The organism is Clostridia bacterium (assembly GCA_017554615.1).
Lineage (GTDB): Bacteria > Bacillota > Clostridia > UMGS1840 > HGM11507 > SIG450.
The window spans coordinates 1-20,143 of the sequence record JAFZHY010000015.1 but is presented as its reverse complement, the minus strand read 5'-3'; the positions used below and the strand labels follow the sequence as shown (position 1 = coordinate 20,143).

Here is a 20,143-nt window from a genome sequence, read left to right as displayed (position 1 = left end):
TCATTACACTACTATTATTATATATTTTTCAAATTATATTAGAGGTAAAATTATGAAAATATTTGTCGTATTATTTAATTCGTTTTCTTAATAAAACCATCGCAAGATCTTTTTTATTAAAAGGTATAAGTGGGTATAAATAGCCTTTATTATTAAGAGCCCTTGTTGTACATAATGTAACCACTGCAAGAATTGTTCCTCCTATCAAACCATACAGTCCGAAAAATTCAGTGAGTAAAATAGTTATAATTCTCATAAATTTTAAAGCATATCCTAACTCTACACTCGGCTGAGCAAAATTAGCGAGTGCAACTATGGACATATAAAGTATAGTATCAGGAACAAACCAGCCTGTTTTTACTGCAAACTCACCTAACAGTAATGCACCGATTATACTAAAAGAACTTACTAAACTGCTGGGTGTATTTACTGACGCTATTTTCAAACCATCAATAGCAAATTCCAAAAGTAAAATCTGAACAATTAAAGGTACTGAATTTTTTTCGGCTATTTTTATTACACTAAGCCAATCGGGAATAAGATGTTCATTATTCATAAAAAAGAGCCATAACGGAATAAAGAAAAATGAACTTACGAAAAATATATTTCTTATAACTCTTAAATATCCTCCTACAACAGGAGGAAAATAGAAATCTTCTGCCTCCTGCACAAAATCGAATATTGAAGTTGGGAGAATTATTGCAAGTGGAGAGTTATCAACAAATACTACAATTTTTCCTTCTAAAATAGATGCCGATGCAACATCGGGACGCTCAGTATATCTTACTTTGGGAAAGGGGTTTAAAAATCCGTTTGAAGTTATTGCTTCAACAAGAGCCTGTTGTGCCATAGTTACGCTTTTAATTTTCAAATTATCAATTTTATCTTCAATTTTTTTTAACATTTTTTTATCAACTATATCGTCAATATAGCCGATAGCAACATCTAATTTACTTCGCTCTCCAAGTTCTTTGATTTTAAATATAAGTTTAGGGTCTCTTATTCTTCTTCTTACTAAAGCAGTATTAGAAATAATAGTTTCTACAAAACCGTCTTTTGAGCCTCTTAAAGTTTTTTCTTTATCGGGCTCTTCTGTTGTTCTTGCAGGATAACTTCTTAAATCTATAAAAATTGCGTCTGAAAACCCATCAATAAACAGAATAGACTTACCGCTTAAAAGTTCTTTTATAACGTCATCCCATTTATTTGTAGTTTCAACCTCTACATATGGAAAGGCTTTATCAACAAACTCCTGTGCATTGGCACATTCGCTCATAACTTTTGGATTTACGCCATATAAAAAGTCCATTATTCTTTGCATAACGCTTCCTTTAACGAAACCGTCAATAAAATAAAAGCATGAGTCAACTCCGCCGATTTTATATTTCTTCTCCAAAACATCATAACTGTCTTCAACAGGGAAAATTTCTCTTGCTTTTTGAATATTTAAATTAAGGTTGTTATAAATCATAAAAATCTTCCTTTTACAGTAAAAAAAATACTTTAATACAAATATTATGTATTAAAGCATTTAAAACTATTCTCTAAAACCAAAAAACATTTCTTCATCTTCGGTTGAAATGTACTGTCCGTTTGAAATTTCTGAAAATCTTTTATTCATTTTCTCAAAAAAGGATGCTTTACATATACCGAGAATATCAACACTTTCTAAGAACTCTTTTTCAAGTATTATAACATTAAAGTTTTTAAATTCGTTTTCATATTTACCTAAAAGATTATAAGGAATAGACAATATAAACTTTTTGGCTTTTTGCATCACAACAATTTCTCCTGCACCCAAGGCTTCCTTTGCGCTTTTTGAATATGCTTTAACAAGGCCTCCTGTACCAAGAAGTGTTCCCCCGAAATACCTTGTTACTACAACTACAAGGTCAGTAAGTTCTTCCTTTTCCAAAACATCAAGTATGGGAGCACCTGCTGTTTTTGCAGGTTCGCCGTCATCTGAACATCTTGAAATATTATTGTTTCTTATTTTATATGCATAAACATTATGAGTAGCGTCCCAGTGTTTTTTACTTATGGTATTTACAAATTCCATCGCTTCTTCTTCGCTCGATGCAGGACTTACATATCCAATAAAGCGTGATTTTTTTTCAGATATTTCACTGGTTGCAAACCCTGATATTGTTTTATATTTCTCCATTTTCAAATTCCTTAATCTTATTGTAAATTTCTAAATCACATACTATTTCCATATGGAAACCGTCTTCTTTTGATTCTTCTGAAACTATTGTAGAAGTTTTATAAAGCAAGCCCAAAAGCCCACCCTGAGAAAACGGAATAATAACTTTAACTCTTTTTTTAGTGCTGAAAATTACTTCTTTTATTTTTTCTAAAAGTATATCAATATTTTTTCTTTCCTTAACAGAGATATTAACAGTATTCATATTCTGATAATATAAAGGTGGTTCTTTTATATCGCATTTATTAAAAACAGTTATAACCGGTTTATTATCTTCGTTAAGTTCATTTATTAGTTTATTTACCACTTGAATTGATTTATCAAGTTCATCATTTGATGCGTCTGCAAGATGAATTATAAGGTCGGCATATTTAGTTTCCTCAAGGGTAGATTTAAACGCCTCTATTAAATGATGAGGAAGTTTTCTTATAAAACCAACAGTATCGCATATTATAAACTCTGTTTTGTCAGACAGAGTAATCTTTCTCATAAGAGGGTCTAATGTTGCAAAAAGTTTATTTTCAACATAAGCGTCATCCGATTCGCTTAGTAAATTAAGCAGTGAAGACTTACCCACATTGGTATATCCGACTAATGCAACAACAGGAATTGAATCTTCTGTTCTTTTTTTCCTTAAGTTACTTCTGTGTTTTTCAATTTCTTTAAGTTCATCGGAAAGATGTTCTATCTTTCTTCTTATATGACGCCTGTCGCTTTCTAATTTAGTTTCCCCTGGACCTCTTGTGCCTATACCACCACCAAGACGGGATAAACTCTGCCCTATCCCTGATAAACGAGGAAGAATATATTTAAGCTGAGCAAGTTCAACCTGACATTTACCTTCTTTTGACTTTGCTCTCATTGCAAAAATATCTAAAATAAGTCTGCTTCTGTCAATAACAGTAACTCCAAGCTGACTTTCAAGGTTTTTTGTTATCGAGCCTGAAAGTTCAGTATCAAAGACAGCCATATTAACATCATTATTATCTATAAACTCTTTAATTTCCTGAACTTTTCCGCTTCCTATAAATGTGGCAGGGTCAATAGTTTTAATATTTTGAACAATCTCGCCGATTACTTCGCCATTGGCAGTTTTAACAAGTTCATTAAGTTCTTTCATAGATGCTTCGTCTGTGTCATTAAGACTTTTATCGCCCAATGACGCACCAATTAAAACAACTCTGTCTTTTCTTTCTTCCATAATATCTCCTATAACAATTCGTAAATTACTTTATGTAAAACATTTCCCTTTGTAACAGTTAAATCGGCTTTATCAATAAGTGCCTTACAGTCATTTAAAACACAAATACCAATGTCTGCTTTTTCTATAAATTCCAAATCATTAAGATTATCGCCTATTGTGATAATCTTTGAATTTTCAAAATGATACATATTTTTTATAAAATCTACTGCATTGCCTTTATTTATTGATTTATCAATTATCTCATAAAGATACTTATTACTTTTTGAAAAATATATTTTATCAAGATATTTTTTATATTCTTCATTTAAAAAATCAAGAATATCATCAAATGAAATAATAACAATTTTATTTAAAGGTGTATTTATATTATCAATATTTTCTTTATAAATATTAAAACCGTCTAAGTTTGCACCTGTTTTTTCAAACTTATCAATATTAAAAAAATAATCTTTATTACCCGAATATACTATAATGCCATTTTGAGGGAATTTATGATGAAAATCTCTTATTACTTTTCTTGCACTCTCATCCATAAACTTTTCCCACAGCACTTTTTTATCGCATAAGTTGGCAATAGTTGCCCCGTTGGAAAATATACCAGGAAAGTCAAGCAAAATACAATCGTTTAAAAAATAAGTTCTGTTAACTGTTCTTCCCGTTGCGATAGAAAATTTTCCACCCTCACTTTTAAAATACTCTATTGCTTTAAGGTCATATGAAGAAATATTACCATTATCGTCTAAAAGTGTTCCGTCAAGGTCGCTTATAATAATCACATTATCAAATTTACCCATTATATATCCTCTTTAACAATATAGTCTTTTATTTCTTCGTTTTTAACTTTAAGACTATTTAAATTAAATTCTTCTATCAGTTTATTTATATTTGATTTTTTATTACCTATAATTTTAGATGTGTTTTTCTTATTGCAGTATATTACTATATCTTTGGCTTTTATATTCTTTATATCACATCTTAATTTTTCATAGTATATATAACTTTCAACAAGTTCTCTAAATGATGAATGATAAGGACCATAAACATTTTTTTCATTTATATCTTCTCCCGACATAAGCCCTATTCTTATTACATCAATCTTAGCATCGTTAAACTTTTTTAGAATTTTAGAACAAACCTCAACTGCTTTATCAAGAGTGTACGGAATATATTTTTTCTCCTTATACAGTTTATAAAGTTCTGTTTCTTTTATAACAACAGTAGGATATATACGCACAAAATCAGGCATAAGTTTTATGATTTCTTCTGCTGTATATAAATCTCGTTCTTCATCCGAACCATACATTCCAACCATCATCTGAAGCCCTAAACTAAAATTATATTCTCTTATTAACTTTACAGCATTTTTGGTTGCGTCGCTTTTAAGTCCCCTTTTATTAAGAGTAAGAACATTATCATCCATAGACTGAACTCCAAGTTCAATAGTTGTTACTCCGCTATTATAAAGGTTATCAAGAATATCTTTTGTTATATAATCAGGGCGTGTAGAAACTCTTATGCCTTTAACTCTCCTGTCATAAAAGAATTCTTTTGCAACCGATAAATACATATCCTGCTCTTCTTTTTCAATTCCTGTAAAACTGCCTCCAAAAAAAGATATTTCTATTTCGGAAGTCTCATCTGCTGTGGCTAAATATGATGAGATTTTTTCTTTTATTTCCTGATATTTTTCTTTTTTATATACACCTGTTATCTTTTTCTGATTACAGAATATACAGTCATTAGGACATCCCTGATGGCTTACAAAAACAGGAATATTTATTTTACGCATATTTTAGCCCTCATTTTATTTTTTTAAGCAAACAGGCAGAATATGATTTTACGCCCTCCATTCTTCCTGTATACCCTAATTTTTCCTCAGTGGTTGCCTTTACGGATATATTGTCTATATCTGTATTTAAAGTTAGAGCAATATTTTCTCTCATTTTATCTATAAAAGGAAGCATTTTTGGTTTTTCACAAACAATTACACTATCAATATTTCCTATTTCATAGCCTTTTTCACAAATAAGGTTATATACATATGATAAAAGTTTAATGCTTGATATCCCCTTGTATTTTTCATCAGTATCAGGAAAGTGTTTTCCAATATCTCCCAGTGAAAGTGCACCAAGAAGCCCGTCCATTATTGCATGGACAAGAACATCTGCATCAGAATGGCCTAAAAGACCTTTTTCATAGGGTATTTCCACTCCGCCTAAAATAAGTTGTCTGTTATCACAGAATTTATGAACATCATATCCAAAACCAATTCTCATTTACATCAATTCCTTTAAATAAATTAAATCTTCGCTTGTTGTTATTTTAATATTTGAATAACTGCCAATTGTTATTTTTGTTTTTACTCCCATTTTCTCCATAACCATAGTATCGTCTGTAAAAAGTGTATCTCTAAATTCAGTATGCCCACTAAGGAGAATATCAAGTTTTGCAACCTGCGGAGTCTGAACACTTATAAGTTCATCTCTATTTAAAGTGTTTTGCGAAAAACCGTTTTCATCCACTGTCTTAATTGTATCTTTAACTTTTACACCCAGTGTTGCACAGCCATAAGAAATGCCGTCTTCTATAACATTTTCTATATCCTTGCCATTAACTAAAGGTCTTGCAGAATCATGAATTAAAACAAAGTCATATGTTTTATCTATAATTTTAAGAGCATTATAAACCGAGTCCTGTCTTCTTTCTCCTCCTGCAATAACATTATGTACTTTGTCAAATTCAAATTCTTTAATTAAACCGTTAACATAATTTATATCTTCTTTACCTGTAACAACTATTATTTCTTTAATACACTCAACTTCTGATATTGTTTTTAAAGAATAATAAAATAAAGGTTTAGAGTTAATTTCCATAAATTGTTTTTTAACCTTGCTGTTCATTCTGCTGCCAGTACCTGAAGCAAGAAGTATTGCGCAAATTTTTTTATTCATATAAAATTACCCTCAAATTAAAAATTTATATTTTAAGAAGTTCTTTTATGTTTTTTGAAAAAATCTTCTCTAAAGCGCTGTTTTTAAGCCCTAAAGACATCAGTCTTGTATATTCATCCGAAAAATCCCACATAGGATAGTCAGTTGCAAATAAAACTCTGTCTTCTCCATAATGATTTATAAGTTCTAAAATAAAATCATCTTTTATAAATTTAAATGACGATGAGGTATCAACCCACACATTTTCGCCTTTTAAAATATCTTTAGATTCTTCCCATACTCTATATCCTCCCATATGGGCTGCAATAGGTTTTAACTTAGGAAAATCTTTTAAAACCTTTTTTAACCTTAATGGGTTTGAGTAATCTTTAGTAACATCGCCGATATGAAAAAGAATAGGAATTTTATCAGAAACTACATCATAGATTTTATACATTTTTTCATCGTCAATATTTCTCATCTGAAAATCAGGGTGAATTTTAATTCCCTTAAGACCGGCATTTATTATTCGTAATATTTCCTCTTCAATATTTAAAAAATCAGGATGCATTGTACCGTAACCGATAAACTGAGGATAAGTTTTTACAGTTTCTATTATAAAATCGTTTATAGATACAACCTGTTCAGGCTTTGTAGCAGTTGAATGAACTACCGCTCTTGATACACCATATTTTTCAAGCCTTAAAATAAGGTCTTCACTTGTTCCGTTACAGTGCATATCAATATCATAAAACCTGCCTATTGCTTCTACTGCTCTTGATGCAATTTTATGAGGATAAATATGACAATGTGAATCAATAATTTCCATTAAATAAATCTCCTAAAAAAAGATTCTCCGAATGTGAGTATCGGAGAATCTCAGTAATTTTTATAAAAACAATTTATTATTCCTGACAATCGCAATCTTCACAGTCGCAATCATAATCTAAATCGATTTCTTCGCCACAGTTAGGGCATACAACGGAGTCGTTAAATAATTCGCTGTCTTCAAAACAAATTGTTTCGCTGCAATTAGGACATTCTAATTCAAAGAATGCACAATCGCCGTCACAGTCGCAGTCGCAATCACAATCGTCATCACAATCGCAATCACATCCGCAATCGCAGTCTCCATAGAATTCTTCTTCAAGGCTGCCTAAATCTTCATCAATTTCATCAATAAGTTCCTGCATTTCAAACTGGTCGTCTTCAATATCCATAATAGAAGCTGCCATTTCATCAAGAACGTCTAAAATGCCGATAATCATTTTACCTTCTTTTGTTTCATGGTCAATTTCAAGTCCGTCACACAGACCTTTTAAATAAGAAACCTTTTCTAATAAATTTTCCATTATATATATCCTCCTTAGGAATAATTATGCTCTTTCCATATATGTTCCAGTTCTTGTATCAACTCTAATAACATCGTCAATATCAATAAATAATGGAACGTTAATGGTCGCACCTGTTTCTAATGTAGCAGGTTTTGTAGCGCCGGTAGATGTATCTCCCTTAAAGCCAGGTTCAGTTTCTGTAACAACTAACTCAACAAAGTTTGGTGGTTCAACACCGAAAACATTACCTTTGTAAATAAGTAGTTTTACCATTTCGTTTTCTTTAACAAATTTTAAAGCATCTCCCAACTGAGCTTCGCTAAGTGGCATCTGGTCATATGTTTCAACGTCCATAAAATAGAACAGTTCTCCATCGTTGTAAAGATATTGCATATCTTTTCTTTCAATGTGAGCTTTTTCAAATTTATCTGTAGGTCTGTATGTTTTTTCAACAACACCGCCTGTTATAACGTTTCTTACTTTTGCTCTAACAAAAGCAGCACCTTTACCCGGTTTAACGTGTTGGAATTCTACTATCTGGCATACGTTACCATCTTCTTCAAATGTAACGCCGTTTCTAAAATCGCCTGCTGTAATCATTGGAATTTACCCCTCTCTTTATCTTTACATATTTATACATTTCTATTCTAATAAAAAATGTCAAAAAAAGCAAGTCTTTTTTATAATATTTATATAATAACTAAAGATTTTTCTATATTTGCAATAGATTTGCAGCCGTTATTTGTAATTATATAGGTATCCTCTATTCTTATACCGAATTTATTTTCAAAATAAAGCCCCGGTTCAATGGTTACAACCATTCCCTCTTCTAAAACATCTTCGCATTTTGAATTTAGGGCAGGATATTCATGAATATCAATTCCAACGCCATGACCTAAAGAGTGAAGAAAGTTATCTAAAACACCGTATTTTTTAAAAACTTCTACTGCAATATTATGAACTTCATGGCATTTAACACCAGGCTTTAAAAACTCTGCACACTTTTTATGTGCTTCAAGCACTAAATCATACATTTTTTTCTTTTCTTCATTTATATAACCTAATGCAACAGTTCTTGTTATGTCATTTCTGTAACCGTTTTTGGTTGCACCGAAATCAAATAAAATAAGGTCTCCGTTTTTAACTTTTTTATAACTTGGAACACCGTGGCAATCAGCACTTTCCTCTTCGTTTACAACAATGGTGGAAAATGCGTTTTCTTCGCTACCATATTCACTCATTTTATAGTCTAAATAAGCACTTATTTCCTTAGTTGTCATACCTTCTTTAATAAATTTTAAGGTGGCAAAAAATGCCTTTTCGCTGATTTTTTGCGCTTTAATTATACTGTCTATTTCCTGATTATCTTTTATTATTCTAAGACTTTTTGTAACAGATGATAAATCATATAAATTTACACTCTTAAAAATCTTCATATAATTTTTGTGGCTTATATGTTCAGAGTCAATAATAACTTTTTTAAGACCTAAATCACATATAAGTTCTGTAACACTTTCGATAATAGGTTTCGTTATACAATAAGGTTTATATACATTTTGCCTTTCTATAACAAATTTATACCTTGCATCAGATAAAACATATGAGTTGTCAAGTGTTATAAGAAGAATTATATTTGAAGATTTTATACCTGATAAATATAATATATCACTGTTATTTGCAACAATATACCCGTCGCAATTATTACTAACTAAAATTTCTTTTATTTTTTCTAATTTATTCTTCATTTAAAAGTCCTTCTAATGCTAATATATATGAATAAGCGCCAAAACCTGATATAAGCGCTTTTGATGCTTTTGCAGTAACAAGGTTTTCTCTCATATTTTCTCTTTTAAATACATTGGAAATATGAACTTCTATGGAATTTATTGATACTGCTTTTAAAGCGTCATAAATTGCAAGTGAATAGTGAGAATAAGCACCGGGATTTATTATTATCCCGTCCATCTTACCATATGCACTGTGAATAGCATCCACTATTTCTCCCTCAATATTGCTCTGGAAAAATTCAACTTCAAGGTTTAATTCATCCGCTTTTTTCTTTATCATTTCATTTATTTTTTCCAAAGACATTTCTCCGTATATTTCCTTTTCTCTTATACCAAGCATATTAAGATTAGGCCCATTGATAACAAAAATTTTTTTCATCTATTTTACCAGCCTTTCATAACAGTTTTTCATATAAATTGCGTCTATTCCCTGCGTTCCTGCAGATTCACATATGATTACAGGTGTAAGATTTTTTTTATAAATAAGTTCGGCAAGAGGCTCAAACTGAGGACCGTATACATCATCTTCAAATGTTAGATGTTTAACTTCTCCGCCCTTATTTGAATACTCTATTTTAGAAAAATGAGAGTGAAATACTTTTAATCTGTCATACCCTAATTTATTTTCTATTTTGTCTAATATTTCTTCGTAGTCTTTTATTGTTTTAATCCCACCGAATGTACGGGAATTTAGATGCCCGAAATCTATTGTAGGGATAAAGGAATCATCAACAAGGCATAACTCTATAACTTCATCAAGTGTTCCAAGTTGATTTATTTTACCCATAGTTTCAGGGCAGATATGGATATCATTATACCCTTCATCTTTCGCTCTTAATATTGTTCTTTTTAAAGTATCTTTGGCAAGATGCAATGCTTCTTCTCTTGACATTTTAGAAGCCGAGCCACTATGCACAACAATTCTTTTTGCACCAAGAATTTTAGATATTCTCATACAGTCCATTATATACTCAATACTTTTATCTCTCTTTTCACTTTCAACACTGGATAAACTTATATAATACTGACTGTGAACGGATAAATATATATCATTGAAAACAGCCTTATCACACAATTCTTTAGCAGTTTTTTCAGAAATTTTAACGCCTTTATTACATTGATATTCATACGCATTAAGCCCTATTGATTTTAAATACTCAGGCATAGAAACTGATGATTTAAAACCTGCCTCACTAAACGCTAAAGGATTACCTCCAGGCCCGAATTTTATATTCATTTTAATTTTCCTCCAGTAAAAAAATATCAAGTATATTATATATAAATAACAGACAAATTTCAATATAAATTTATTTTATATAAAAAGCCAACCGTTCAGGTTGGCTCTTATAATTTTATGATGGTATTTGCTTTTTTGTTTCTTTCTTTATTATCTGAGGTTTTTCGCTCTTTAACGATGCTTTTTTAGTTACCAATACTTTTTCAATATTTTTAATAGATGGCACTTCAAACATAGTTTCCTGCATTATTTCTTCCATAATCGCTCTTAAACCTCTTGCCCCTGTGTTTCTCTTTATCGCTTCTTTTGCAATATTTTTAAGGGCTTCGTCTTCGAATTCAAGTTCTACACCGTCAAATTCAAAGAGTTTTTCATACTGTTTAACCAATGAATTTTTAGGCTCTTTTAATACTGAAATCAAGGCTTTTTCATCAAGATTATCAAGAGTAACTATAACAGGTACTCTTCCGCTGAATTCAGGGATAAGACCAAACTTGATTAAGTCCTGAGGCATAATATTTTTAAGTATATTATTAGTTTTATCGCTTTTTATGATAATATCAGAATTAAAACCTAATGTGCTTTTACCTGTTCTTTTTTCTATAATTTTTTCAATTCCGTCAAAAGCACCACCACATATAAATAAAATATTGGATGTATCAATCTGAATAAACTCCTGATGAGGATGTTTTCTTCCACCTTGAGGAGGAACTGATGCAACAGTGCCTTCCAAGATTTTTAAAAGTGCCTGTTGAACTCCCTCGCCACTGACATCTCGTGTTATAGAAGGGTTTTCGCTTTTTCTTGCAATTTTATCAATTTCATCTATATAGATAATACCTTTTTCAGCAAGTTCTACATCGTAATCAGCAGCCTGAATAAGTCTTAAAAGAATGTTTTCAACATCTTCTCCCACATATCCTGCTTCTGTTAATGTAGTAGCATCTGCAATAGCAAAAGGAACATTTAAAATTTTTGCCAAAGTCTGAGCAAGAAGTGTTTTACCACATCCTGTCGGCCCTAAAATCATTATATTGCTTTTTTGAATTTCAACATCATCATATTTTACTTTTGAGTTAATTCTTTTATAATGATTGTATACAGCAACTGATAATGCTTTTTTTGCTTCTTCCTGACCGATAACATACTGGTCAAGAATTTCTTTTATTTCTTTAGGCTTTAAAAGAGGACCGTTATCATCTGTATATTTTACGCCCTCGTCCATTTCCTCGAATACAATTTCGTTACAAAGTTCAATACATTCATTACAAATATTTGCATTCGGCCCTGCGATAATTTTATCAACCATATCTGATGTCTTACCGCAGAATGAACAACGGCTCAGTTCAACTTTATTTTTATCCATAAACACTCCTGTTAATTATCTTTTTTCTATTACTTTATCAACAATACCGTATTCCATGGCTTCATATGCAGACATAAAGTTATCTCTTTCAGTATCATTGCAGATAACATCATAAGGTTTGCCGGTATTGGCACTTAAAATTTCGTTTAAGTGTTTCTTCATTTTTATAATTCTTTCTGCATGAATCTGTATATCTGTTGCCTGACCCTGAGTGCCGCCTAACGGTTGATGAATCATTATTTCACTGTTTGGAAGAGCAAATCTCTTACCCTTTGCACCGCTTGAAAGTAAAAATGCACCCATACTTGCAGCCATACCTACACAAATAGTTGAAACATCAGGTTTGATATACTGCATAGTATCATATATAGCCATTCCTGCTGTGATAGAACCACCAGGACTGTTAATATAAAAACTGATATCTTTTTCAGGGTCTTCCCCTTCTAAAAACAATAATTGAGCAACTATTAAACTTGCAGTAACGTCGTTAACTTCCTCTGATAAAAATATAATTCTGTCTTTAAGCAAACGGGAATAAATATCGTATGATCTTTCTCCCCTGCTTGTTTGTTCAACAACATATGGTATTAATGCCATAATAATCGCCTCCATTTTTATTATAGTTATGAGGTTTAAAACATTACATTTTAAACCTCAATTAAAATTACTATTCAGCGTCTTTTTTTGTAGTTTTCTTAGTTGTAGTTTTTTTAGCAGCAGGTTTCTTTTCTTCGCCTTCGCCTTCTTCTTTTTCTAACACAACTGCATTTTTAACTATAAACTCAACTGTTTTTGACATCTTTAGGTCTTCCTTAATATCGTCAGGGTTGATAAACTGTTTGATTTTATCAACTTCCATATTATATGCTTCAGCCATTTTCTTAAATTCGGCTTCAACATCTTTATCTGAAACTTCAATTTTTTCTATTTTAGCAATTTCTGCTAAACCTAAAGACATTTTAACCTGACTTTCGGCTCTGTCTTTAAACTGGTTTTTAAATGATTCTTCATTTAAACCTGTATACTGAAGATATGTATTAAGTTCCATACCCTGAGTTTTTAATCTGTAAGCAAAGTCATTTGCTAAAGATTCGCATCTTTCTTCAATCATACAATCAGGAATTTCAACTTTAACTAAATCAGAAACCTGTTCCAATACTGCATTTTCAAATTCCTGTTTTGATCTTTGTTTTGCGCTTTCTGTAAGTTTTTTCTTGATATCTGCTTTTAATTCTTTAAGTGTATCAAATTCACTTACATCTTTTGCAAAATCATCATTTAACTCTGCGTATTCTTTATATGAGATTTTATTTATTTTAATTTTAAATGTAGCATTTTTGCCTTTTAAGTCTTCAGAGTGGTACTCTTTAGGGAACTTAACTTTAATTTCAGTTTCGCCTAATTTTGAACCGATAAGAGCATCTTCAAAGCCAGGGATAAACTGATTTGAACCGATAGTTAAATCAAAGCCTTCAGCTTTTCCGCCTTCAAATGCAACTCCGTCAACAAAGCCTTCATAATCGATGTTAACAATATCGCCTTTGTTAACTTCGCCATCTTCTTTTTCAATGATTCTAACTGTTTTTTCTTTTAGAGCATCGATTTCTTTATTTACATCACTTGCTTTTACAGTATACTCATTCTTCTCTGCTTTTATACCAATGTATCCATCAATTTTAACTTCAGGTTTAAGTGCTACTTTTGCAGTAAAAACAAAACCTTCTTCAACACTGATTGAAGTAATATCAATTTCAGGTTTAGATACGATATCTAATTTAGAATCGATAGCCGCTTCTTCGTATTTTGCAGGAATAATTTCGTTAACTGCATCTTCAAAAAGCACTTCAACTCCATAATACTTTTCAACCATTTTTCTTGGTGCTTTACCTTTTCTGAATCCAGGAATAGCAAAATACTTTTTATTTTTGTTAAAAGCAAAATCTAATCCGTTTTTAAATTCATCACTTGAAACAACTATTTCTAATGTTGCTTCCTTTTTGGTATTCTCTTTAATAGAATAGTTCATTTGTTTTTCCTCCCTAATATAACTCACTAATTAGTAATTATATCATATAAATTTAAAAATTTCCAGTATTTTATAAAATTTTTATCGGTGTAAAGTCAAGATAATCACTTGACACCAGTTTAAAATCAATTCCGTCTATATTTTCACAATATGCAAGATGATGAGAACGCGAATGAAGATGCCCGTAAAAACACTGCCTGATATTGTATTCTTTAAGAATATAATAAAAAAGATTGTTATTATACTTGCCTTCTTTTATAATAGGCGGATAGTGCATAAACACTAAAATATCTTCATACCCTGCTTTTTTTGCATCTAAAATAGATTTTTCAAGTCTTTGTGCTTCTCTGTTTTCTAATTTAACCGCTTCTTCGGTAGATGGTTTTTTAGTAATATCCACACCTTTTGTTCCGCATATTGCATAATTTTCATATGTATAAAAATTATTATGAAGCATTTTAATTGTTGAAATATTGTTTTCTTCAAAAAAATTATAAAGTTTATTTACTGTTAAAAACCAGAAATCGTGATTCCCTTTTGAAATAATTTTTTTACCGTTTAATTTATCAAGAAATTTAAAATCGCAGACCGAATCTTCAAGATATGTTTCCCAGGATATATCTCCTGGAATAACCACCAAATCATTTGATGTTACAACTTTGTTCCAATTAGTTTCAAGTTTACTTATATAATCTTTCCATGCTCCACCGAATACTTCCATAGATTTATTAGTATTAAGAGAAAGATGTAGGTCTGAAATAGAAAATAATGCCATTATAATTTTCCTCCGTAAAATAATAATATCAATGTGGAGTTTTTCTCTGTAAATTTAAAAATCAGAAAGGAAGTTTATTATGGAAAACAAAGTTTACTGTAAAGCAAGTCATTGTAAATACCACAACACAAAAGATGAATGTGAAGCATCAAAAATTATGGTAGGTAACCCTTCTGCTTGTACTTCAAGCGAAACTTGTTGCGATACTTTCGTTGCAAAAAATTAGTAAATGGTCGGCATTTATGCCGACTTACATACAAAGCGCATCTTTAACAGTCTGTTTCATATTTTCTTTTTCACATATATTTTTAAATCTGATTTCTTTATTTTTTAATTCTTTAAGTGATTTCGGCACAATAGTATTTGTTATAGATGACAAATCATCAAGTTTAATAAAATCATTCTTTAAAATGTCATACTCAGGGTTTATAGCCGATATAACACTGTTTAAAAACTTATAAGGACTTGCAGTTGATGCAATAACGCAAACTTTATCATCCCCTGTTTTTTCAACATATTCGTCATAAACTGCCTTGGCAACTGCTGTGTGAGTATCAATAAGATATCCGTACTTATCATAAGTATTTTTAATGGTTTGTAAAGTTTTTTCATCATCACAGTATCCACCATAAAAATTATCGCATACCTTTTTCTTCATATCGTCGGATATTTTATATACACCGTTTGTATTAAGGCTTTCCATATATTCTTTTATCAATTTATCATCCTGATTACTGATGTGATATAAAAGCCTTTCAAGATTACTTGAAATAAGTATATCCATTGATGGCGAACAAGTTAAATTAAATGCTCTGTTTTTATCATAAACACCGGTATTTATAAAATCTGTCAAAACATTATTTTCATTGGAAGCACATATAAGTTTATCAACAGGAAGCCCCATCATTTTTGCATAATATGCTGCCAATATGTTTCCAAAATTACCTGTTGGAACTACAACATTTATTTTATCGCCAAGTGAAATTTTATTATTCTTAAGTAAATCTATATATGATGAGAAATAATATACAACCTGAGGAACAAGTCTTCCGAAATTGATTGAATTTGCAGAAGAAAAAACAATATTGTTATTTAAAAGTTCTTCCTTAAATTCATTATCGGTAAATATTTTTTTAACACCTGTCTGAGCGTCATCAAAATTCCCTGTAACCCCGTTTACAAAAACATTATTTCCTTCCTGAGTTATCATCTGTAATTTCTGAATATCAGAAACCCCGTCTTTAGGATAGAAAACTATAATCTTTGTACCGTCAACATCTTTAAAGCCTTCTAATGCGGCTTTACCTGTATCGCCTGAGGTTGCAACAAGAATTGTTATAAGTTTATCTTCCCCTGTTTTTTTTGCAGAAGTAGTTAAAAGATAAGGAAGAATCTGAAGCGCAACATCTTTGAATGCGCATGTTGGCCCATGCCATAATTCAAGAAAATGAACACCGTCTTTTAGTTCATATAAAGGCACAGTGTTATCAGATTCAAATTTTTCCTTTGTATATGCACTTTCTATACAAAAATCAAGTTCTTCTTTTGTAAAATCAGTAAGATATTTCGATAAAACAAATTTTGCAATATCTACATATTTTTTATCTTTAAGGCTACCGATTTCTTCAAGGCTTACCTTTGGAAAACACTCAGGAACAAATAACCCTCCGTCTTCTGATAACCCTTGTTTAATAGCCTGACTTGATGAAATTTTTAAGTTGTTATTTCTTGTGCTTAAATATAACATATTATTCTCCTTCGGAGCATGAATGACAGTGTGAACAGCATCCGTTGCATCCGGTAATTTTTGATGTATCAAGCCCGTTTTTTTCATAGTAATCTAAAATGGCTGCTTTTATTGCTTCTTCTGCTAAAACTGAACAATGCACTTTAGGAGCAGGAAGACCGTCTAACGCTTCTATAACTGCTTTATTGGTTATTTCAAGCGCATCTTCAACCTTTTTGCCCTTTACAAGTTCGGTAGCCATACTGCTTGTTGCAATGGCTGCTCCGCAACCAAAAGTTTTAAATTTAACATCTTTGATAATGCCGTCTTCGATATCCATATATATTTTCATTATATCTCCGCATTTAGCATTACCAACTTCGCCAACACCGTCAGCATTTTCTATTTCTCCAACATTTCTCGGATTTGAAAAATGGTCCATTACTTTTTCGCTGTACATAATATTATTTCCTTTCTACATTTTCATATAAAGGAGACATTGCTCTAAGTCTTGCAACAATTTCCTTTAATTTTTCTATAATATAATAAACATCTTCTTTAGTGTTAAAATCTCCAAAAGTTATTCTTAAAGAACCGTGGGCAATCTCGTGAGGAAGCCCGATTGCAAGAAGAACGTGAGACGGATCAAGCGAACCTGATGTACACGCTGAACCGCTTGATGCACAAATGCCGACTAAATCTAAAGATAAAAGCAGGGCTTCCCCTTCTATGAATCTAAATGACATATTGGCATTGTTACAAAGCCTTTTAGTTCTATGACCATTAAGCCTTACATAAGGAATTTCTTTTAAAACAGTATCTATATATAAATCTCTTAATCCGGATATTTTTTTAACTTTATTATCTATATCAGAAACAGCCATTTCAATAGCCTTTCCAAAACCGACAATACCGGCAACATTTTCAGTACCTGCTCTTTTTCCCTTTTCCTGACCTCCGCCATGGATATAAGGAGAAAGTTTAATGCCTTTTTTTACATACAAGGCACCAACGCCTTTTGGCCCGTATATTTTATGAGCAGTTACACTCATTAAATCAATATTTAATTCTTTAACATCTATTTTTACATTACCCACTGCTTGTACAGCATCGGTATGAAAGAACACATTGTGTTTTTTTGCAATTTTGCCAATTTCTTTTATTGGCGAAATGGTGCCAATTTCATTATTAGCAAAAATTATTGTTATAAGAATTGTTTTATCTGTAATGGCATTTTCAAGATTATTTAAATCAATAAGCCCATCTTCGTCAACATCAAGATAAGTTACACTAAAACCTTCTTTTTCCAATGCTTCTAAAGTATGAAGAACAGCATGATGCTCAATTTTTGTAGTAATAATATGGTTACCCTTGTCTTTCATTGAGTATGCAATGCCTTTAATTGCCCAGTTATCTGCTTCCGATGCGCCTGAAGTAAAAATTATTTCTTTCGGATCTGCATTAAAAGAAGATGCAATTTTACATCTTGCATTTTCAATGGCAGTTTTCGATTTTGATGCAAACTGGTATATTGAAGACGGATTGCCATAATTATCGGTTAAATAAGGCATCATTTCTTCCAATACTTCAGTTTTTAATTTTGTTGTTGCTGCGTTATCAGCATATATAAATTTATTCATATTTTTACAAACCTTCTTAAAATTATTATACACTTATTATATAATACACTATTTTTTTCTATTTTACAACTGTTTATATATAAAATATTACTAAATATTTTTATATAATTTTATTAATTTTATACTAAAAAATGGCTTGAATGATATCTTAAACTGTTATATAATAAATTAAAATGCAGTATGAAAGGGTTTATTATGAAATTATATGACACTATTTGTGCAATTTCAACGCCTTTGGGCACAGGCGGAATATCTGTTATAAGAGTCAGTGGTGACAGAGCGTTTGAAATTTGCGAAAGAAATTTTAAATCAAAATCAGGTAAATCTATCTTAGATATGAATACACATACAATATCTTTTGGGTTTATACTGGATAAAGATTCACATATTATAGACGAAGTATTACTTTCTAAATTTATTGCTCCAAATTCTTTTACAGGGGAAAATGTTGTTGAGATCTCTTGTCACGGTGGTATGGCTGTTACTAAAATGATTTTAAAGGAACTTATAAAATCAGGGGCAAGAATGGCAGAAAACGGAGAGTTTACCAAAAGAGCATTTTTAAACGGCAAGGTAGATTTATCACAGGCAGAGGCAATTATTGATATTATAAATGCAAATGATGAATATAATGTATATTCAGGAGAAAATCAGTTAAAGGGTAAATTATCCGAAAAAATAAATATGATACGCCAGAATCTTATAGACGCTACTGCCAATATAATAGCAGTTATTGATTATCCTGAAGAAGATATTGATGAACTTACAACTTCCGAGATTATCACTTCTCTTTCACATGCAAAAAAAGATATAGACGATTTAATTAAAACATACGACACGGGTAAAATAATAAAAGAGGGCGCAAAAATAGTAATCTGCGGAAAACCAAATGTTGGAAAATCTTCCCTGCTTAATGCACTTTTAAAGGAAAACCGTGCTATTGTTACCGATATTGCAGGTACAACAAGAGATATATTGGAAGAATCAATTAATATTGACGGCTTAAAAGCAAGAATTATTGATACTGCAGGGTTAAGAGAAAGTGAAGATGTAGTTGAAAACATAGGCATTAAAAAGGCTCAGGAACAAATAAATGATGCTGATTTAATATTGTTTTTATTAGACAGCAGTGTTGAATTATCCGAGGAAGACATTAAAATTGCCAATGAAATCAAGGATAAAAATGTTTATGTTATAGTAAATAAAACTGATTTATTAAGTAAAATTGATATATCAGTTATTGAAAATATTTTAAATAATTCCAGATATACATTTATAAGTGCCAAAGAATTTACAGGTATAAATGAACTTACAGATACCATTAAATCTTCTATATTAAACGGAGAGATAAATATAAAAGAAAATCTTTATATTACTAACGAAAGGCATTTTGAAAAACTTACATTTGCAAATACTTTTATTGAAAAAGCAATATCAGATTTAAAATCAGGAATTTTCCCTGATATTGTATCAATAGAGATAGAAAATGCCATATCAAGTCTTGGAGAAATTACAGGGCTTACTGTGAGCGAAGAAATAATAAGTAATATATTTAAAAGATTTTGCTTAGGTAAATAAAACATAAAAAACCGTAATACAGATTAAGTATTACGGTTTTTTAACTATTAAGAATCAATCTTAAATACCATTCTTAATATTTTATTTAAAAATTTCTTCGGTTTATATACTACAATTTTCATACTACCCTTCCCTCCTGATTACATGCTAACAATTTTTAAAAATTAAAAAGCCTATGTAAATAACAATTAAGGTTAGTATTACGATTAAAAATTCCATAGGCAGAATAAAACTTATTATAAGGCCGAACCCAAATATCATAAGTATTATTCCCATTCCTCTATTCCAGCAATTTCGCATACACATACACCTTTTCTCGTTATTTCTATTATATTAT

Annotated in this window: 22 protein-coding genes; 2 read left to right on the top strand and 20 right to left on the bottom strand. The window is 30.8% G+C overall.

Going from position 1 to position 20,143, the window contains the following annotated elements:
• Nucleotides 1–70: 70 nt before the first annotated feature.
• From IKZ35_03700 to IKZ35_03620, 17 genes are all read right to left on the bottom strand, one after another.
• On the bottom strand, nt 71–1,471 hold the full coding sequence (locus tag IKZ35_03700; GenBank protein MBR4893066.1) for a spore germination protein: 1,401 nt from the start codon (nt 1,469–1,471) through the stop codon (nt 71–73).
• A gap of 66 nt (nt 1,472–1,537) precedes the next feature.
• Complete coding sequence (locus IKZ35_03695) at nt 1,538–2,164, bottom strand: YigZ family protein (protein ID MBR4893065.1); 627 nt, start codon at nt 2,162–2,164, stop codon at nt 1,538–1,540.
• Nucleotides 2,151–3,404, bottom strand: coding sequence for a GTPase HflX (gene hflX, locus IKZ35_03690; protein ID MBR4893064.1), 1,254 nt, complete (start codon nt 3,402–3,404; stop codon nt 2,151–2,153). Before hflX ends, IKZ35_03695 begins: the two co-directional genes overlap by 14 nt.
• Nucleotides 3,405–3,412: 8 nt before the next feature.
• Nucleotides 3,413–4,201: an HAD-IIB family hydrolase gene (locus IKZ35_03685; GenBank protein ID MBR4893063.1), complete on the bottom strand. Its 789-nt coding sequence runs from the start codon at nt 4,199–4,201 to the stop codon at nt 3,413–3,415.
• Nucleotides 4,201–5,196: a radical SAM protein gene (locus IKZ35_03680; protein ID MBR4893062.1), complete on the bottom strand. Its 996-nt coding sequence runs from the start codon at nt 5,194–5,196 to the stop codon at nt 4,201–4,203. Before IKZ35_03680 ends, IKZ35_03685 begins: the two co-directional genes overlap by 1 nt.
• 10 nt (nt 5,197–5,206) lie before the next feature.
• On the bottom strand, nt 5,207–5,683 hold the full coding sequence (locus IKZ35_03675) for a 2-C-methyl-D-erythritol 2,4-cyclodiphosphate synthase (GenBank protein MBR4893061.1): 477 nt from the start codon (nt 5,681–5,683) through the stop codon (nt 5,207–5,209).
• Nucleotides 5,684–6,358 (bottom strand): 2-C-methyl-D-erythritol 4-phosphate cytidylyltransferase, encoded by a 675-nt coding sequence (gene ispD, locus IKZ35_03670; GenBank protein MBR4893060.1) that lies wholly within the window; start codon nt 6,356–6,358, stop codon nt 5,684–5,686.
• 25 nt (nt 6,359–6,383) lie between these two features.
• A complete protein-coding gene (locus IKZ35_03665; GenBank protein MBR4893059.1) occupies nt 6,384–7,166 on the bottom strand; it encodes an amidohydrolase family protein in 783 nt (260 codons plus the stop codon).
• 76 nt (nt 7,167–7,242) lie between these two features.
• On the bottom strand, nt 7,243–7,689 hold the full coding sequence (locus IKZ35_03660; protein MBR4893058.1) for a hypothetical protein: 447 nt from the start codon (nt 7,687–7,689) through the stop codon (nt 7,243–7,245).
• A 24-nt stretch (nt 7,690–7,713) separates the two neighbouring features.
• Nucleotides 7,714–8,271 carry an elongation factor P gene (efp, locus tag IKZ35_03655; protein ID MBR4893057.1) on the bottom strand — a complete coding sequence of 186 codons (558 nt, stop codon included), beginning with the start codon at nt 8,269–8,271 and terminating at the stop codon, nt 7,714–7,716.
• Nucleotides 8,272–8,360: 89 nt separating this feature from the next.
• The gene (locus tag IKZ35_03650) at nt 8,361–9,416 is read right to left on the bottom strand and encodes an aminopeptidase P family protein (GenBank protein ID MBR4893056.1); all 1,056 of its coding nucleotides are present in this window, start codon (nt 9,414–9,416) and stop codon (nt 8,361–8,363) included.
• Nucleotides 9,406–9,837 carry a type II 3-dehydroquinate dehydratase gene (gene aroQ, locus IKZ35_03645; protein ID MBR4893055.1) on the bottom strand — a complete coding sequence of 144 codons (432 nt, stop codon included), beginning with the start codon at nt 9,835–9,837 and terminating at the stop codon, nt 9,406–9,408. The genes IKZ35_03650 and aroQ overlap by 11 nt, the downstream gene beginning before the upstream one ends.
• Nucleotides 9,838–10,695: a TIM barrel protein gene (locus IKZ35_03640; GenBank protein MBR4893054.1), complete on the bottom strand. Its 858-nt coding sequence runs from the start codon at nt 10,693–10,695 to the stop codon at nt 9,838–9,840.
• A 115-nt stretch (nt 10,696–10,810) separates the two neighbouring features.
• Nucleotides 10,811–12,061, bottom strand: a complete 1,251-nt coding sequence (gene clpX, locus IKZ35_03635; GenBank protein MBR4893053.1) for an ATP-dependent Clp protease ATP-binding subunit ClpX — start codon at nt 12,059–12,061, stop codon at nt 10,811–10,813.
• A gap of 15 nt (nt 12,062–12,076) precedes the next feature.
• A complete protein-coding gene (gene clpP, locus IKZ35_03630; protein MBR4893052.1) occupies nt 12,077–12,658 on the bottom strand; it encodes an ATP-dependent Clp endopeptidase proteolytic subunit ClpP in 582 nt (193 codons plus the stop codon).
• Between the two features lie 70 nt (nt 12,659–12,728).
• The gene (locus IKZ35_03625; protein ID MBR4893051.1) at nt 12,729–14,087 is read right to left on the bottom strand and encodes a trigger factor; all 1,359 of its coding nucleotides are present in this window, start codon (nt 14,085–14,087) and stop codon (nt 12,729–12,731) included.
• A 70-nt stretch (nt 14,088–14,157) separates the two neighbouring features.
• Nucleotides 14,158–14,862: a metallophosphoesterase gene (locus tag IKZ35_03620; GenBank protein ID MBR4893050.1), complete on the bottom strand. Its 705-nt coding sequence runs from the start codon at nt 14,860–14,862 to the stop codon at nt 14,158–14,160.
• Between the two features lie 79 nt (nt 14,863–14,941).
• Between IKZ35_03620 and IKZ35_03615 the strand changes: the two genes are divergently transcribed.
• The gene (locus IKZ35_03615; GenBank protein ID MBR4893049.1) at nt 14,942–15,088 is read left to right on the top strand and encodes a DUF1540 domain-containing protein; all 147 of its coding nucleotides are present in this window, start codon (nt 14,942–14,944) and stop codon (nt 15,086–15,088) included.
• A 24-nt stretch (nt 15,089–15,112) separates the two neighbouring features.
• Here IKZ35_03615 and IKZ35_03610 read toward each other — a convergent pair whose 3' ends face one another.
• Genes IKZ35_03610 through nifS form a run of 3 tightly spaced genes read right to left on the bottom strand, consistent with a single transcriptional unit; the run spans nt 15,113 to nt 18,228 of the window.
• Entirely contained in the window at nt 15,113–16,609 is a 1,497-nt protein-coding gene (locus IKZ35_03610; protein MBR4893048.1) for a threonine synthase, read from the bottom strand.
• A 1-nt stretch (nt 16,610) separates the two neighbouring features.
• Nucleotides 16,611–17,048: a Fe-S cluster assembly scaffold protein NifU gene (gene nifU, locus IKZ35_03605; GenBank protein ID MBR4893047.1), complete on the bottom strand. Its 438-nt coding sequence runs from the start codon at nt 17,046–17,048 to the stop codon at nt 16,611–16,613.
• Nucleotides 17,049–17,052: 4 nt separating this feature from the next.
• The gene (gene nifS, locus IKZ35_03600; protein MBR4893046.1) at nt 17,053–18,228 is read right to left on the bottom strand and encodes a cysteine desulfurase NifS; all 1,176 of its coding nucleotides are present in this window, start codon (nt 18,226–18,228) and stop codon (nt 17,053–17,055) included.
• Nucleotides 18,229–18,423: 195 nt separating this feature from the next.
• Here nifS and mnmE point away from each other — a divergent pair, with 195 nt between their 5' ends.
• On the top strand, nt 18,424–19,806 hold the full coding sequence (mnmE, locus tag IKZ35_03595) for a tRNA uridine-5-carboxymethylaminomethyl(34) synthesis GTPase MnmE (GenBank protein ID MBR4893045.1): 1,383 nt from the start codon (nt 18,424–18,426) through the stop codon (nt 19,804–19,806).
• Nucleotides 19,807–20,143: the final 337 nt, after the last annotated feature.